This is a genomic window from Castellaniella defragrans (genome assembly GCF_014203015.1).
GTDB classification, from domain to species: Bacteria; Pseudomonadota; Gammaproteobacteria; order Burkholderiales; family Burkholderiaceae_B; genus Castellaniella; species Castellaniella defragrans.
Genome location: NZ_JACHIB010000012.1, coordinates 126,726 through 142,009 on the forward strand (window position 1 = coordinate 126,726; position 15,284 = coordinate 142,009).

General features: G+C 69.6%; 14 protein-coding genes and 1 pseudogene. 4 read left to right on the plus strand and 11 right to left on the minus strand.

Annotated features, from left to right (window positions below; all coding sequences use genetic code 11):
• Positions 1 to 54 precede the first annotated feature (54 nt).
• The 3 genes from xdhC to xdhA are packed head-to-tail and all read right to left on the minus strand — an operon-like array spanning position 55 to position 5,004.
• On the minus strand, positions 55 to 1,101 hold the full coding sequence (xdhC, locus tag HNR28_RS11255) for a xanthine dehydrogenase accessory protein XdhC (RefSeq protein WP_043679262.1): 1,047 nt from the start codon (positions 1,099 to 1,101) through the stop codon (positions 55 to 57).
• Between the two features lie 32 nt (positions 1,102 to 1,133).
• Positions 1,134 to 3,497, minus strand: a complete 2,364-nt coding sequence (xdhB, locus tag HNR28_RS11260) for a xanthine dehydrogenase molybdopterin binding subunit (RefSeq protein WP_409360333.1) — start codon at positions 3,495 to 3,497, stop codon at positions 1,134 to 1,136.
• Positions 3,498 to 3,519: 22 nt separating this feature from the next.
• Positions 3,520 to 5,004: a xanthine dehydrogenase small subunit gene (gene xdhA, locus HNR28_RS11265; protein ID WP_043679257.1), complete on the minus strand. Its 1,485-nt coding sequence runs from the start codon at positions 5,002 to 5,004 to the stop codon at positions 3,520 to 3,522.
• Between the two features lie 159 nt (positions 5,005 to 5,163).
• Between xdhA and HNR28_RS11270 the strand changes: the two genes are divergently transcribed.
• Positions 5,164 to 6,081 (plus strand): LysR family transcriptional regulator, encoded by a 918-nt coding sequence (locus tag HNR28_RS11270; protein ID WP_409360332.1) that lies wholly within the window; start codon positions 5,164 to 5,166, stop codon positions 6,079 to 6,081.
• Between the two features lie 246 nt (positions 6,082 to 6,327).
• A complete protein-coding gene (locus tag HNR28_RS11275; protein WP_043679251.1) occupies positions 6,328 to 7,710 on the plus strand; it encodes an NCS2 family permease in 1,383 nt (460 codons plus the stop codon).
• Between the two features lie 80 nt (positions 7,711 to 7,790).
• Here HNR28_RS11275 and HNR28_RS11280 read toward each other — a convergent pair whose 3' ends face one another.
• Positions 7,791 to 8,729 (minus strand): LysR substrate-binding domain-containing protein, encoded by a 939-nt coding sequence (locus HNR28_RS11280; protein WP_043685419.1) that lies wholly within the window; start codon positions 8,727 to 8,729, stop codon positions 7,791 to 7,793.
• Between the two features lie 153 nt (positions 8,730 to 8,882).
• Between HNR28_RS11280 and uraD the strand changes: the two genes are divergently transcribed.
• Positions 8,883 to 9,389 (plus strand): 2-oxo-4-hydroxy-4-carboxy-5-ureidoimidazoline decarboxylase, encoded by a 507-nt coding sequence (gene uraD, locus HNR28_RS11285; RefSeq protein ID WP_242404240.1) that lies wholly within the window; start codon positions 8,883 to 8,885, stop codon positions 9,387 to 9,389.
• A 111-nt stretch (positions 9,390 to 9,500) separates the two neighbouring features.
• A complete protein-coding gene (locus HNR28_RS11290; protein ID WP_043679245.1) occupies positions 9,501 to 10,013 on the plus strand; it encodes an ureidoglycolate lyase in 513 nt (170 codons plus the stop codon).
• Between the two features lie 103 nt (positions 10,014 to 10,116).
• Here HNR28_RS11290 and HNR28_RS11295 read toward each other — a convergent pair whose 3' ends face one another.
• The 7 genes and pseudogenes from HNR28_RS11295 to HNR28_RS18485 all read right to left on the minus strand — a co-directional run.
• Positions 10,117 to 10,413 carry a hypothetical protein gene (locus HNR28_RS11295; RefSeq protein WP_043679243.1) on the minus strand — a complete coding sequence of 99 codons (297 nt, stop codon included), beginning with the start codon at positions 10,411 to 10,413 and terminating at the stop codon, positions 10,117 to 10,119.
• Between the two features lie 23 nt (positions 10,414 to 10,436).
• Positions 10,437 to 11,147, minus strand: coding sequence for an ABC transporter ATP-binding protein (locus HNR28_RS11300; protein ID WP_043679240.1), 711 nt, complete (start codon positions 11,145 to 11,147; stop codon positions 10,437 to 10,439).
• A 61-nt stretch (positions 11,148 to 11,208) separates the two neighbouring features.
• Positions 11,209 to 11,970: an ABC transporter ATP-binding protein gene (locus HNR28_RS11305; RefSeq protein WP_043679237.1), complete on the minus strand. Its 762-nt coding sequence runs from the start codon at positions 11,968 to 11,970 to the stop codon at positions 11,209 to 11,211.
• A 1-nt stretch (position 11,971) separates the two neighbouring features.
• Positions 11,972 to 12,937 (minus strand): branched-chain amino acid ABC transporter permease, encoded by a 966-nt coding sequence (locus tag HNR28_RS11310; RefSeq protein WP_151024082.1) that lies wholly within the window; start codon positions 12,935 to 12,937, stop codon positions 11,972 to 11,974.
• Between the two features lie 28 nt (positions 12,938 to 12,965).
• Positions 12,966 to 13,886: a branched-chain amino acid ABC transporter permease gene (locus HNR28_RS11315; protein WP_151024081.1), complete on the minus strand. Its 921-nt coding sequence runs from the start codon at positions 13,884 to 13,886 to the stop codon at positions 12,966 to 12,968.
• Positions 13,887 to 13,946: 60 nt separating this feature from the next.
• Positions 13,947 to 15,116, minus strand: coding sequence for an ABC transporter substrate-binding protein (locus HNR28_RS11320; protein ID WP_151024080.1), 1,170 nt, complete (start codon positions 15,114 to 15,116; stop codon positions 13,947 to 13,949).
• A gap of 48 nt (positions 15,117 to 15,164) precedes the next feature.
• Positions 15,165 to 15,284: pseudogene (locus tag HNR28_RS18485) on the minus strand (4-oxalocrotonate decarboxylase); the annotation flags it as partial.

Consider the following 15,284-nt stretch of genomic DNA (forward strand, 5'->3'; position numbering starts at 1 on the left):
CGGGGCCGGCGGCCCGGCGTTCTTCAATGGGGGGGTTCGGGGGATCCGGGGGGTTCAGTGGGCGGGGGCCTCGGCCCGGGCCGGCGCGCCGGCCCGCCGCTCGCGCTCCGAGCGCAGGCGCAGCAGCTGGGCGGCGACCGCGACGGCGATCACGGCGGGCTGCTTGCCCTCGATGCCGGGCTCGCCGATCGGACAGACGATGCGCGCGACCCGTTCCGGCGGAATGCCGCGCGCGCGGAAGCGGTGCTCGAACTTGCGCCGCTTGGTCTGCGAGCCGATCAGGCCGAAATACGCCACGTCGTCGCGCCGCAGCAGCTGTTCGCACAGGCGCTGGTCGAGCGCGTGGTCATGGGTCATGATGAGAAAGCAGCTGCCGGGCGGGGCCTCGTCGATCACGGCCTCGGGCGTGTCGGTCGCCTCGATGGACACGTTGGCGGGCACCGCGCCGGGGAACAGATCGTCGCGCGCGTCCACCCAGGTCACCCGGCAGGGCAGGGTGCCCAGGACATGCACCAGGGCCTGGCCGACGTGGCCCGCGCCGAAGATCACCACGTGCAGCGGATCGGGGCGCACGGCCTCGCGCAGCGTCAGGCAGCCCCGCACGGGGTCGGGGCGCAGCAGCCGGTCGGCGTCCGGGCCGGCGGCGTCCGCGGCGATGGCGGCGGATTCCGCCTCGTCCGGTGCGGACACGCGCACCCAGGGCGCCACGCCCGCCCCGCCCAGGCCGACTTCGCGGATGCGGCCGGCCGGCGTCTGCAGGCCGGCGCGCAGGGCTTCCAGCCAGGCGCGGTCGGATTCCCGCAGGCGCTCGAACAGCAGGTGCACCATGCCGCCGCAGCACTGGCCCAGCGCCGGCCCCAGGGGCAGGGCCTCGATCCAGCGGTCGGGGCCGTCATCCGCGCGCAGGCGCGCGCGGGCGAATTCGGCCGCCTTCCATTCCAGGTGCCCGCCGCCGATGGTGAACCACTGGTGGCCGGCGGACACGAGCATCTTGGCCCCGGCCTCGCGCGGGGCCGAGCCCTGGACCCAGGCGACCGTGACGAGCACCGCCGCCTGCCGCCGGTCCAGGCACCACAGGGCCTGATCGATCCAGGCGTTCATGGCTTCCCGACTCCTCGATGTGCGGCGCGGGCCTAGCCCGCGCGGCGCCTGCGCAGGCCTTCGGCCGCCTTCAGGATGGCTTCCGGCGTGGCCGGCGCGCGCAGGTCGGGCGAGGTGCGCCCGTCGCCCACCGCCGCCACCGCGTCGCACAGGGCGTTGAAGGTGCTGATGCCGTGCAGCAGCGGGGGCTCGCCCACCGCCTTGGAGCGGTGCACGGTGTCCTTCAGGTTCTGCGCGCGGAACAGGCGCACGCGGAAGTCGCGCGGGCAGTCGCTGATGGCGGGGATCTTGTAGGTGGACGGCGCGTGCGTCATCAGGCGGCCGTCCTCGCGCCACCAGAGTTCCTCGGTGGTCAGCCAGCCCGTACCCTGGATGTAGCCGCCCTCGACCTGGCCCAGGTCGATCGCCGGATTGATGGACGCGCCGACGTCGTGCAGGATGTCGGCGCGCAGCAGCTTCCATTCGCCGGTCAGCGTGTCCACCACCACTTCCGACACCGCCGCGCCGAAGGCGAAGTAGAAGAACGGCCGGCCGTGCATGGTGGCCTTGTCCCAGACGATGCCCGGGGTGGCGTAGAAGCCGTCGGACCACAGCTGCACGCGGTCCCAGTAGGCCTCGTCGGCCAGCTGGCCGAACGGGATGTTGCGGCCGTTGACGTTGACCTGGCGCCAGGCGAAGACCACGTCCTCGGGCTTGCCGCCGTACTTGCGGGCGGCGAAGTCGGCCAGGCGCGCGCGCAGCTGCAGCGCGGCGTCCTCGGCGGCCTTGCCGTTCAGGTCGGTGCCCGTGGAAGCCGCCGTGGCGGAGGTGTTGGCGACCTTGTAGGTGTCGGTGGCCGTGACGCGCACGCAGTCCAGGTCCAGCCCCAGGGTGTTGGCCACGACCTGGGCGACCTTGGTGTTCAGGCCCTGGCCCATTTCCGTGCCGCCGTGGTTCACCAGCACGGAGCCGTCGCGGTAGATGTGCACCAGCGCGCCCGCCTGGTTGAAGGCCGGCACGTTGAAGGAGATGCCGAACTTCACCGGCGTCAGCGCCAGGCCCTTTTTCAGGATGGGGCTGGAGGCGTTGAAGTCGTTGACCGCCTGGCGGCGCGCCCGGTAGTCGGAACTGGCGACCAGCTCGGCCACCAGCGGCTCGATCAGGTTGCCCTCGACCACCTGGCCGTAGGGCGTGGTGTTGCGCGTCTCGATGCCGTAGAAATTGGTCTGGCGCACGTCCAGCGGGTCGCGGCCCAGCTCGCGGGCGATGCGCTCGATCACGACTTCGGTCAGCAGCGCGCCCTGCGGGCCGCCGAAGCCGCGGAAGGCCGTGTTCGACTGTGTGTTCGTCTTGCCGCACATGGCGCGCACGTCGGCCGCCGGGATGTAGTAGGCGTTGTCGAAGTGGCACACGGCCCGGCTGGCGACGGCCTCGGACAGGTCGGCGGAAAAGCCGGAATGCAGCGTCATGTCCAGGCGCATGCCCAGGATCCGGCCCTCGTCGTCGTAGCCCACTTCGTACTCGTAGTGGAAGCCGTGGCGCTTGCCGGTGATCATCATGTCGTCGTCGCGGTCCGCGCGCAGCTTCACGGGGCGCTGCAGCCGGTGCGCGGCGACCGAGGCCAGGCAGGCGAAGACCGCCGACTGGGATTCCTTGCCGCCGAAGCCGCCGCCCATGCGGCGGCATTCGATCTGGACCTGGTGGGCGTGCCAGCCCAGCGCATGGCCCACCACGGCCTGCATTTCCGTCGGGTGCTGGGTGGAGCACCAGACCAGCATGCCGTCCTTCTCGCGCGGGATCGCGTAGGCGATCTGGCCTTCCAGGTAGAACTGCTCCTGGCCGCCGCAGTCGAAGGTGCCCTTCAGGCGGCGCGGCGCGGCGTCCAGCGCGGCCTGCACGTCGCCCTGGACCAGGCGCATGTCGGGCAGGGTGCGGGAGCCGGCTTCCTTCGCCTGCACCGGCGTGAGCAGGTGGGGCAGTTCCTCGTAGTCGATCCGGCCCAGGCGCGCGGCGCGGCGCGCGGCGTCCACCGAGCGCGCCACCACCATGAACAGCGGCTGGCCGACGTACTGCACCAGGCCGTCGGCCAGCAGGGGATCGTCGTGGATCACCGGACCGCAGTTGTTCTCGCCCGGGATGTCGCGCGCGGTGAGCACGGCGACGACGCCCGGGGCGCGGCGCACGGCCTCCAGGTCCATGCCGCGCACGTGGGCGTGCGCCTTGGCCGACAGGCCCAGGGCGGCGTAGACGGTGCCGCGCAGTTCGGGAATGTCGTCGGTGTAGACGGCTTCGCCGGTGACGTGCAGCGTGGCGGATTCGTGCGGGCTGGACGCGCCCGCGGCGGGTTCGCCCTGGACGGGACGGGGAATGCGGTCGTTGGCGACGGCCAGCCGGTCCAGTTCGACCGGCACATTGATGCGCATGTTCATGACGGCCTCCTCAAGCGATGTCGGCCAGCGCGGCCGTACTGACCTGATGCGTCGCCAGCGGCGCCCCAGGGGCGGTTTCCAGGTAGAAGCGGTACAGCAGGTTGCGCGAGGCGAGCAGGCGGTATTCGCTGCTGGCGCGCATGTCGGTCAGGGGCTTGAAATCCTCCGCCACGGCGTCCATCGCGGCGCGCACGTGGGTCTCGTCCCAGGGCTGGCCCTGCAGGACGGCCTCCACGGCGCGCGCGCGGCTGGGCGTGGCCGCCACCCCGCCGAAGCCGGTGCGCACGGACTTCGCCACGCCGGATCCGTCCAGGATCACGGCGAAGGCCGCGCACACCGCCGAGATGTCCTGGTCGAAGCGCTTGGACAGCTTGTAGTGGCGGAACTGGCGGCCTTCCACCCGCACGGGCACGCGCAGGCCCTGGACGAATTCGCCGGGCTCGGCGGCGTTCTTCTGGTAGCCCAGGTAGTAGTCTTCCAGCGGCATCTCGCGCACGCGCTCGCCGCGGCGCAGGATGATGCGGGCACCCAGGGCGATCAGGCCCGGCATGGAATCGCCGATCGGCGAGCCGTTGGCCACGTTGCCGCCCAGCGTGCCGGCGTTGCGGATCGGGAAGGACGCGAAGCGCTGGCGCAGTTCGGCCATTTCGGGGATGTGCTCGACCAGCGCGTCGAAGGCGTCGTTCAGCAGCGCGCCCGCGCCGATGAGCAGGTCGTCGCCTGCCAGATGGATGTCGCGCAGTTCGGCCACCTGGCCGATGTAGATCAGGTGCGGCAGGTCGCGGAACTGCTTGGTCACCCACAGGCCCACGTCGGTGCTGCCGGCCAGGATGCGGGCGTCCGGGTGGTCCAGGCGCAGCTGCGCGAGCTGGTCCAGGGTGCGCGGCGCATGGAAGGTGTGGCCGTCGTGCGTGTAGGTGAAGACGCCGTCGCGCCGCAGCGTGGCCAGGATGCCGGCCAGGGCCGCCCGGTCGAAGGGCACGGCCGGGTAGTTGAACATTTCGCCGGCCGCGCGCACGATGGGCTGGTAGCCCGTGCAGCGGCACAGGTTGCCCGACAGCGCGTCGTCGATCTCGGTGCGCGTGGGCGCCGGATCGTGCGGGCCGTGCGCCAGGTACATGCCCCACAGGGACATGACGAAGCCCGGGGTGCAGAAGCCGCACTGCGATCCGTGGCAATCGACCATGGCCTGCTGCACCGGGTGCAGCGCGCCGTCGGCCTGGCGCAGGTCCTCGACCGTGTACAGCGCCTTGCCGTCGAGCGTGGGCAGGAACTGGATGCAGGCGTTCACCGCCCGCATGGCCACGCCGCCCCGGCCGTCGGGCTCGGCCACCATGACGGTACAGGCGCCGCAGTCGCCTTCGGCGCAGCCTTCCTTGGTGCCCATGCAGCCCAGGTCTTCACGCAGGTACTGCAGCACGGTGCGGGTCGTGGGCTGACCGGAAACTTCGTGGGTCTGGCCACGATAGTGAAAGCGAATGACATCGGTCTCCATCGCATCCCTCTTTTCGTTGAACAGGTATTGGAATCACGATATCACCGCGCGACCGTCCCAGCCATTCGCTCCAGATGATGAAGAACATCATGCCGGCATCCGGTGGACGGGCGCGGCACGCCCGTGAATAATAGGCCGATGCAACGAACCCGCGAACCCATGGACACGCATCTGCTGCGCATCCTGCAGATCCTGCTGACCGAGCAGAGCGTCTCGCGCGCCGCCATCAAGCTGGGGCTGTCTCAGCCTGCCCTGAGCAATTCGCTGCGCCGGCTGCGCGACATCACCGGCGACCCGATCCTGGTGCGCGGCAAGACCGGCATGGTGCCCACCGCCCGCGGCCTGGAGCTGCTGGCGCACGCCAACGAGGCCCTGAACGCCATCGAGCGCATCACCCAGCCGCCGGGGGCCTTCGATCCGGCCCGCACGACGCGGGAATTCCACCTGGGGGCGCCGGACTACCTGGACGCGATGTTCCTGCCGAACATCGCCGAGATCCTGCGCCGCGAGGCGCCGCACGCCAAATTCATCGTACACCCGATCAACGCCGATTACGACTACGCGGGCGGCCTGGAGGACGGCGGCCTGGACGTGGTGATCGGCAACTGGCTCGAACCGCCGCCGCAGATGCACATGGCGCGGCTGTTCGACGACGAGGTGGTCTGTATGATCGGCAGCCAGAACCCGGCTGCCCACCGCGAGCTCACCCTGAAGCACTACCTGGAACTGCCGCACCTGGCGCCCTTTCCCCACGTGACGGCGCGCCAGAGCTTCATCGACGGCCATCTGGCCTCGCAGGGCCTGAAGCGCAACATCCAGATGACCATCCCGTATTTCGGCCAGGTGGCCGGCATGCTGCTGCGCACCGACCTGATCTTCACCACCGGCCGGCAGTTCGCGCAGCACTACGTGCGCTACCTGCCCATCACCATCCTGCCCGCGCCCCTGCCCTTCCCGCCCATGCGCTTCTACCTGCTGTGGCACCGCCGTTGTCACAGCGCCCCGGAAGTCGTCTGGCTGCGCCAGTGCATCGCCAAGGTCGCCGCCATGCTGCAGGCCAGCCTGGAATCCCCCTGAACGGATGCCGCCCGGAGCCGCCCGCGCGGTATCCGGACAAACCCTGAGACTCCCCAGAAGACATCATCCGCGCTTGATAGTCGTCATCAGGACGGCGCGCACACAGCCGGAAACCACGTCCCTAGAATGGCCCGGAGCCTGTCCCCCGGCGATCGCCGCCATCGCGCCGATTCCCGCTCAAACAGGCCCGGACCCCTCGAGCGCCCGCCCCACCAGAAGGCGCCCACATTCCAGGAGACACTGCCCATGAGCGAGCAGGAACACGCCTTGTCGGCGGGGCTTGGCGCCCCCGCAACCCCCGCATCCGCCACGCCCTGGCTCGAACGGCGCTTCCAGCTGTCGGCCCGCGGCACCAGCGTGCGCCAGGAAACCCTGGCCGGGCTGACGACCTTCCTGGCGATGGTCTATTCCGTGTTCGTCGTCCCGGCGATGCTGGGCAAGGCGGGCTTCGACACGTCCTCGGTCTTCATCGCCGTCTGTCTCACCAGCGCTTTCGGTTCGCTGCTGATGGGCCTGTGGGCCAACCTGCCGATCGCCGTGGGCTGCGCGATCTCGCTGACGGCCTTCACGGCCTTCGACCTGGTCCTGGGCCAGGGCCTGTCGCCCGCCGTGGCGCTGGGCGCGATTTTCCTGATGGGCGTGATCTTCACCGGCATCTCCGCCACCGGCGTGCGCAGCTGGATCCTGCGCAACCTGCCGGCCGGCATCGCGCACGGCACCGGCATCGGCATCGGCCTGTTCCTGCTGCTGATCGCCGCCAACGAAGTCGGGCTGGTGGTGAAGAACCCCGGCCCCGGCCTGCCGGTGTCCCTGGGCGCGATCGGCGCCATGCCGGCCCTGCTGTCGGTCGTGGGCCTGGCGGCGATCTTCGGCCTGGAGCGCCGGCGCGTGCCCGGCGGCATCCTGCTGGTCATCCTGGCGCTGTCGGCCTTCGGCCTGATCTGGGACCCGGCCGTGACCTTCAAGGGCCTGTTCGCCCTGCCCGCCTTCGGCGGCGAGCACTCGCTGATCGGCGCCATGGACATCGGCGGCGCGCTCAACGCGCTGGTCATCCCCAGCGTCCTCGCCCTGGTCATGACGGCCGTGTTCGACGCCACCGGCACCATCCGCGCCGTGGCCGGCCAGGCCGGCCAGCTGGACGAGAACGGCCAGATCATCAACGGCGGCCGCGCCCTGACGGCGGACTCGGTGAGCTCCATCGTGTCGGCCGGCCTGGGCGGCGCCCCGGCGGCGGCCTACATCGAGTCGGCGGCCGGCACCGCGGCCGGCGGCAAGACCGGCCTGACGGCCACCATCGTCGGCCTGGGCTTCCTGGCGCTGATCTTCCTGTCGCCGCTGGCGGCGCTGGTGCCGTCCTACGCCACCGCGCCGGCCCTGATGTACGTGGGCCTGCTGATGCTGGGCGGCGTGCGCAAGCTGCACCTGGACGACACCGTGGACACCATGGCCGGCATGGTCTGCGCCGTGTTCATCGTGCTGACCTGCAACATCGTCACCGGCATCATGCTGGGCTTCTGCACCCTGGTGATCGGCCGCCTGTTCGCCGGCGAATGGCGCCGGCTGAACGTCGGCACCCTGGCCATCGCCGTCGCCCTGGCGGTGTTCTACCTGGGCGGCTGGGCCATCTGATCCGCCGCCGCGCCGGCCTTGCGCCCCGGTCCGCGCCACGCGGCCGCGGGCGGGCCGGCGGATCCGGCGCGCGGGACGCCTCAGCCGTCCCGCGCCAGCACGCCTTTTCCGCAATCCCCCAGCAGGTGACGCAGCCATTGATGGGAGGGCGCATGATGATTGCGCGCATGCCACAACTGATAGAACCGCATCGGCGGAAACTCGATCGGCGATTCCAGCACCGCCAGCGGCAGCAGTTCCGTGTAGTAGCGGGCGAAATGCCGCGTGGTGGTGAACACCAGGTCCGTGCCCGGCAGCAGGTAGGGCGCCAGCATGAAGGACTGCGCCTCGACGCATTCCTCGCGCTGGATGCGCAGGGACGTCAGCACCGTGTCGATCATGCCGCGCTGGGAAATGGAATACGGGGTCGGCACCACGTGCGGCACGCGCCGGTAGTCCTCCAGCGTCATGCCGCGCCGCGCCAGCGGATGGTCGGCCGCCACCATGCACACGATCTCGTCTTCCAGCAGTACCGACAGGTGCATGCGGTCCGGCGGCTCGGGCCAGTTGCCGATCACCACGTCCAGCTCGCCTTCGGCCAGCGAATGCTCGAAGTCGAAGTCCGGCCCCAGGGAATGCAGCACCAGCCGCGCATGCGGCGCCTCGCGGCGGAAGCGCGCCACCACCGACGCGGCGAAGGCCGGCGCCAGGTAGTCGGGCGAGCCGATGCGAAAGACCTGGCGGCTGCTCTCGGGCTCGAAGGCCTCGCCGGCCTCCAGCATCGCATCGATGGAGTTCAGCGCCGTGCGGGCGTGTTCCAGGATCGCCAGCGCGCGGTCGGTCGGCACCATGCCGCCCTTCTCGCGCACCAGCAGCGGATCCTGCAGGATCTGGCGCAGGTTCTTCAGCGCCACGCTGATGGCGGGCTGGGACTGGTTGAGCTTGAGCGCCGTGCGCGACACGCTGCGCTCGGCCATGAGGATGCTGAACACCTTCAGCAGGTACGTATCCAGCGTTTCGCTACCGCGTCGTGTCGACATCGTGGGGATCTCCATTCGGTCGGGGGCCGTCCGGCTTCCGCCCGCCCCCCGGGAATGCGGCACAGCATATACCACTTATACCGTGTCGCGCCCTTCATTTGACGCACGATACCCCTTAGACTTTCCATCACGATGCATTCATCCTTTTCCGTCATGACCCTGAACGAACTATCCTCCCTGGCCCAGGCCGAATTTTCCCGGGAACTCGGTACGATCTTTGAACACTCTCCCTGGATTCCGGAGCGCGCCTGGGCCGCGCGGCCCTTCGCCGACGTGCAGGCCCTGCATCAGGCCATGATGCGCGTGGTGCGCGAGGCCGACCCGGCCGAACAGCTCGCGCTCATCACGGCTCACCCGGAGCTCGCCGGCAAGGAAGCCGCCGCCGGCACCCTGACCAGCGACTCGACCAGCGAGCAGCGCGGCGCCGGCCTGGACCAGTGCAGCCCGGAGGAACTGCGGCGCCTGCGCGAGCTGAACGCCGCCTACCGCGCGCGGTTCGGCTTTCCCTTCGTGATCGCCGTCAAGGGCCGCAGCCGCCACCAGATCATGGACGCCATCGAGCAGCGGCTGCACAATGAACGGGACGCCGAATTCCAGACCTGCCTGGACCAGATCGGCCAGATCGCGCGCTTCCGCCTCGACGCCCGCTTCGCCGCCTGAGACGCGGGGCCGCCCGGTCCGCGTCCCGGGTCCTGCGTCCCCAGCCCCTCGCCACCGGCACGAACCCTCGCCCGATCCGGGCGCCGCGCCGGGATTTTCACGGAGTCTCCCATGACCGCCACCACGCTGACGTCCCTGACCATCGAACCCCTGACGCGCGCAGCCTTCGCGCCCTTCGGCGACGTGATCCAGGCGGACGACTCGGTCCGGCACTTCACCATCAACGAAGGCAACACCGAGCGCTACCACGACCTGGCCCGCATCGATCCGGGCGAGGACGGCCGCGCCATCGTCTCGATCTTCCGCGGCCTGCCGCGCGCGCTGCCCTTCACCGTCACCATGATGGAGCGCCACCCCAAGGCCAGCCAGGCCTTCATCCCGCTGTCCGGGCGGCCGTACCTCGTCGTAGTCGCCGATCCCGCGTCCAGGCCCACGGTGGCCGACCTGCGCGTGTTCCTGTGCCGGGGCGACCAGGGCGTGAACTACGCGCGCGGCGTCTGGCATCACCCGCTGCTGGGGCTGGACGCCGTCTCCGATTTCCTGATCATCGACCGCGCCGGCCCGGGCGAGAACTGCGACGTCGTCCAGATGGAAGCGCCCGGCGTGATTCCCGCGCTGGACTGATCCGGGCGTTCCGCGTCCCGCCCGCGGCGGCGCCGTGGCGCCCGGCGGCCAGCGCCCGGCCCACGTCCGGTGCGCCCGGTGCGGCCGGGCGTTCGATGGGCGTTCAATCCATCCAGATCTCGTCGCGCGTCTCGCCCGCCAGCGTGACCTCGGACAGCGCGCGCAGCAGCTGGTTCGAGCCGGCGTCGAACATCAGCTTCTGGCGCAGGTGCTCCAGCTCGGCCGCGTCCCGGTGATGGGACACCAGGGCCACCTCGCCCACCGGGCCGCCGAAGCGGATCTTCAATTCCAGCTTCAGGCCATGCTGGTCCCACAGGTAGTCCACCCGCTGGCGCAGCAGGCGCAGGGCTTCGTCGAAGTGGCCGTTGCGCATGCGCACCCGGCGCACGAAAGTGATCATGATGACGTTCCCCCTTCCGCTGTTCAGGCGCCCAGGTATTTCTGGCGGGCCTGCGGATCGGCCCCGAGCGCGTCCGAATCGCCTTCCCAGACGATCTGGCCCTTTTCCACGATGTAATGGCGGTCCGCCAGCCGCAGCAGCGGCGCCAGGTTCTTGTCGATCACCAGGATCGCCATGCCCTCGCGGCGCAGCACCGCCAGCGCCGCCCAGATCTCCTGGCGCACCAGGGGCGACAGGCCTTCGGTCGCCTCGTCCAGGATGAGCAGTTCCGGATTGGTCATCAGCGCCCGGCCGATGGCCAGCATCTGCTGCTCCCCGCCCGAGAGCTGGTTGCCGAAATTGCCGGCGCGTTCGCGCAGGCGCGGAAACAGTTCGTAGATGCGCCGGAGCGTCCAGGGATTGCGCTTGCGGCGGCGGTCCGCGGCCGTGGCGACCAGGTTTTCCTCGACCGACAGGTTGGGAAAGATCTGGCGGCCTTCCGGCACCAGGCCGACGCCGCGCTGCGCCACCCGGTGGCTGGGCAGGTTCTGGATCTTCGCGCCGTTGAACTGCACCTGCCCCTGCCAGACCGGGTGCATGCCCATGATGCTCTTGATGGTGGTGGTCTTGCCCATGCCGTTGCGGCCCAGCAGCGTCACGCACTGTCCCGCGTCGATCTGCAGGCGCATGCCGTACAGCACCTGGCTGCGCCCGTAGCCGGACACCAGGCCCTCGACTTTCAACAAGGTACTCATAGGGCCCCCTTCATGCTCATGCATATGGCCTCCTTCCCGCACACGCTCCGCATGCGCCCGCTCATGCCGGCACCTCCTCGTCGCCCAGGTAGGCCTCGCGGACTTCGGGGCTGTTGCGGATGGCGTCCGCGTCGCCGCAGCAGATGACCTTGCCGTAGAACAGCACGCTGATGCGGTCGGCCAGGGAGAACACCGCGTCCATGTCGTGCTCGATCAGCAGGATGCCGTAGCGGCTCTTCAGGCGCCGCAGCAGGTCCACCATCATGTCCGAGCCGGTGTCGCCGTGCCCCATGCCGGCCATGGGCTCGTCCAGCAGCAGCACCTTGGGCTCCGCCGCCAGCGCCATGGCGATCTCCAGCTGGCGCTGCTGGCCGTAGGACAGCGACATGGCGAGCGTTTCGCGCCGGGCCGACAGCCCCATCAGGTCGATGAGCTCGTCCGCGCGGTCCGCCAGCCCGGGGGTTTCCACCGCCGGCGTCCAGAAATGGAAGCCGTGGCCGCGGCAGCCCTGGACCGCCAGCACCACGTTCTCCAGCACGGTGAACCGCTGGATCACCGAGGTGATCTGGTAGGACCGCCCGATCCCGGCGCGCACGCGCTGCGCCATGCCCAGCGCGTCGATGGACCGGCCGCCCAGGCTGATGGTGCCGGCGTCGCTGGGAATCTCGCCCATGATCTGGCTGATCAGCGTGGTCTTGCCGGCCCCGTTGGGGCCGATGACGGCGTGGATCTCGCCGGGCAGGATGTCCAGGTCCACGTGGTCGGTGACCAGCAGGCCGCCGTAGCGCTTGACCAGGCCGCGTATCGAAAGCAGAGGCTGCATGTCAGCGGCCCTCCCCGGGCGAGGCGAACATGCCCCAGAGCCCGTTGCGCAGGAACAGCACGATGAGCACGATCACCGGGCCCATGACGATCATCCAGTGGTCGGTCAGGCCCTTCAGGCCTTCCTCCAGCAGCAGGAAGCCGGCCGCGCCCACCACCGGCCCCACCAGGGTGCCGGCGCCGCCCAGCAGCACCATGATGATGAGCTCGCCGGAGGCCGTCCACGCCATGTAGGCGGGCGAGGCGAAGGCGGTCAGGTTGGCCAGGAAGAAGCCCGCCAGGGCGCACAGTTCGGCCGACAGCACGTAGGCCAGCAGGCGGTAGCCCAGCGGCGCGGTGCCCACCGCCCGCACCCGCCGGGCGTCCATGCTGGAGGCCCGCAGGATCAGGCCGAAGCGCGAGCGGATCACGCGGCGCAGCAGCAGCAGGCTGGCGGCCAGGCAGGCCAGCAGGGCCAGGTACAGGCCCAGGTGGCTGCCGGTCAGCGTCCCGAAACGGCTGAGCTGGCGGATCGGCAGGCCTTCGTCGCCGCCGTACTGCTTCAGCCCCACCGCCAGGAAATAGAACATCTGCGCCAGGGCCAGCGTGATCATGATGAAGGCGATGCCGTGCGTGCGCAGGGCGATCAGGCCCACGGGCGCGGCCACCAGGGCCGTCACCGCCACGACCAGCAGCAGGTGCAGGACGCCGCTGTCGGCGCCGTAGTGGGAGGCGATGGCGACGCAATAGGCGCCGATGCCGATGTACATGGCGTGGCCGAAGCTCACCAGCCCGCCGTAGCCCAGCGCCAGGTTCAGGCCCACGGCCGCCAGGGCGAACACCAGGATGCGGCTGAACTGCAGCAGGACGTACGAACTGTCCGTGACGCTGGCGTACACCGGCACCAGCAGGAACAGGGCGAAGATCAGGACGGTCAGCAGGACCGGCAGGGATCCGCCGGCGGAGGAACGCACCGCGCGCGCATTCATGATCGAAGATTCCATTTTCATCCGGGGCTCAGCGTTTCTTCACGGGGAACAGGCCTTCGGGCCTGACGGCCAGCACGATCACCATCAGCACGTAGACCGCCAGCGACGAAACCGCGGCCCCCAGCGTGCTGGCGAGTTCCTGTTCCAGCGCCCTGCCGAGCAGGGCCGGGGCGACCGTCCGCCCCAGGGTGTCGACCAGGCCGACCACCAGGGCGCCCAGGAAGGCCCCGCGGATCGAGCCGATGCCGCCGATCACGATGACCACCAGCGTCATGATGAGGATCGAATCGCCCATGCCGGGCTGCACCGACAGGATCGGCCCCACCAGTGCGCCGCCCAGACCCGCCAGGCCGGCCCCCAGGGCGAAGATGAAGGTATTGAGCCAGCCGATGTTCACGCCCAGCGCCGCGACCATGGCGCGATTGCTGGCGCCGGCGCGGATCAGCATGCCGACGCGGGTGCGCTCGATCAGCAGGTACAGGCCCAGGGCCACCAGCAGGCCCGCCAGGATGATCAGCAGGCGGTACAGCGGATAAGGCGTGCCCAGCACCATGACGGTATTGCTCAGCGCGTCGGGCAGGCTCATGAAGATCGGCGCCGAGCCCCAGATCATGCGCACGGCCTCGTTGCAGAACAGCATCAGCCCGAAGGTGGCCAGCACCTGGTCCAGGTGTTCCCGGGGGTACAGGCGCGAGAACCCGCAGCGGTCCAGCGCCACCCCCAGCGCCATCGCGCCCCCCAGGCCCGCCAGGATCGACAGCGAAAAGGAATCCGTGTGGCTGAAAGTGGCGGCGGCGAAATAGGCCCCCATCATGTACAGGGCGCCATGGGCCAGGTTGATGAAGCTCATGATGCCGAAGACCAGGGTCAGGCCGGCGGCCAGCAGGAACAGCAGGATCCCGTACTGCAGGCCGTTCAGGGCCTGCATGAACAACAGCTGCGGACTCATGTCCGTCCTCCGTGGCGGGCGGCGCGCCGCCCGCCGTTCAAGGTTCGATGCGCGGGCCGATCAATACTTGCACTTCTCGAAATAGGCGTCGGCGTGGTTCGACAGGGGCTTGCCGATGGTCTTCAGGGAAACACGGCCCTGGTCGTCCTTCGCCACCTGGAAGGCGTAGAAGTCCTCGATGGGGAAGCCGTTGACGTTGAACTTGTAGGCCCCGCGCAGGGACGCGTAATCCGCCGCGCGCAAGGCGTCGCGGAACGCCTTCTTGTCGGCGACCTTGCCGCCGGTCTTTTTCAGGGCGCTGTCGATCAGCAGCGCCGAATCATAGGACTGGGCGGCGTACTGCGAGGGAATGCGCTTGTATTTCTTCTCGAAGGCGGCCACGAAGGCCTCGCTGGTGGGGTTCTTGAAGTCGGGGCCCCAGAAGGTGCCCGCGTAGGCGCCCAGGGCGGCCTCGCCCAGGGCCGGCAGGGTGCTGCCGTCCACGGTGGACACCGTCAGCAGCGGGATCTTGCCCATCAGGCCGAACTGCTTGTACTGCTTGACGAAGTTCACGCCCATGCCGCCGGGCAGGAAGACCCAGACGGCGGCGGGATTGGCGGCCTGCAGCGCCAGCAGCTCCGCCGAATAATCCTGCTGGCCCAGCTGGGTGTAGACCTCGCCCGAGACGCGGCCCTTGTAGAAGCGCGTGAAGCCCTTCACCTGATCGCGGCCCGACTGGTAGTTGGGGGTGATCATGTAGACGTCCTTGTACTTCTGGTCGGTCGCGAACTGGCCCATGACCTCGGCCTGCCCGTCGTTCTGCCAGGACGCGAAGAAGAAGCCCGGATTGCACTGGCCGCCGGCCAGGGGCGCCGGCCCCGCGTTGGAGCCGACGAAGGTCACGTCGGCGTCGGCCATGGGCTTGGCGATCGCCATCATGACGTTGGAGAACGTCACCCCGGCCACCAGGTCGACCTTGTCCTTCTCGATGAATTTCTGGACGGCCTGCACGCCCACGTCGGGCTTGAGCTGGTCGTCTTCCTTTAGGAAGACGATGTCCTGGCCGCCCAGCTTGCCGCCATTCTGCTCCAGCGCGAGGTTGAAGCCGTCGACCATGTCCTGGCCCAGCGCCGCGCCGGAACCGGACAGGGTGGCCAGGAAGCCGATCTTCACCTCGGCCTGCGCGGACCCGGCGGCCAGCCCCAGCGACAGGGCCATGGCGGTCGTCAGCAAGGTTGTGCGGAATGCCATGTTTGTCTCCTGCAGGATTAATAGTTTAGTTTTAAAGTATTACCGATCTTACACGAAAGTCAGCGAGGTGCAACCCATGCCTTGCGCATGCAGGGCCACGTGGTCGCCCGGCTGCACGGCCACCGCCTCGGTCAGCCCGCCCGTCAGGATCAGCGTGCCCGCCGGGAT

Excerpts from the sequence above, each read along its gene's own strand:
- xdhC (WP_043679262.1), bottom strand. The coding sequence starts at position 1,101 with ATGAACGCCTGGATCGATCAGGCCCTGTGGTGCCTGGACCGGCGGCAG.
- xdhA (WP_043679257.1), bottom strand. The coding sequence starts at position 5,004 with ATGGAGACCGATGTCATTCGCTTTCACTATCGTGGCCAGACCCACGAA.
- HNR28_RS11270 (WP_409360332.1), top strand. The coding sequence starts at position 5,164 with ATGGACACGCATCTGCTGCGCATCCTGCAGATCCTGCTGACCGAGCAG.
- HNR28_RS11275 (WP_043679251.1), top strand. The coding sequence starts at position 6,328 with ATGAGCGAGCAGGAACACGCCTTGTCGGCGGGGCTTGGCGCCCCCGCA.
- HNR28_RS11280 (WP_043685419.1), bottom strand. The coding sequence starts at position 8,729 with ATGTCGACACGACGCGGTAGCGAAACGCTGGATACGTACCTGCTGAAG.
- uraD (WP_242404240.1), top strand. The coding sequence starts at position 8,883 with ATGACCCTGAACGAACTATCCTCCCTGGCCCAGGCCGAATTTTCCCGG.
- HNR28_RS11290 (WP_043679245.1), top strand. The coding sequence starts at position 9,501 with ATGACCGCCACCACGCTGACGTCCCTGACCATCGAACCCCTGACGCGC.
- HNR28_RS11295 (WP_043679243.1), bottom strand. The coding sequence starts at position 10,413 with ATGATCACTTTCGTGCGCCGGGTGCGCATGCGCAACGGCCACTTCGAC.
- HNR28_RS11300 (WP_043679240.1), bottom strand. The coding sequence starts at position 11,147 with ATGAGTACCTTGTTGAAAGTCGAGGGCCTGGTGTCCGGCTACGGGCGC.
- HNR28_RS11305 (WP_043679237.1), bottom strand. The coding sequence starts at position 11,970 with ATGCAGCCTCTGCTTTCGATACGCGGCCTGGTCAAGCGCTACGGCGGC.
- HNR28_RS11310 (WP_151024082.1), bottom strand. The coding sequence starts at position 12,937 with ATGAATGCGCGCGCGGTGCGTTCCTCCGCCGGCGGATCCCTGCCGGTC.
- HNR28_RS11315 (WP_151024081.1), bottom strand. The coding sequence starts at position 13,886 with ATGAGTCCGCAGCTGTTGTTCATGCAGGCCCTGAACGGCCTGCAGTAC.
- HNR28_RS11320 (WP_151024080.1), bottom strand. The coding sequence starts at position 15,116 with ATGGCATTCCGCACAACCTTGCTGACGACCGCCATGGCCCTGTCGCTG.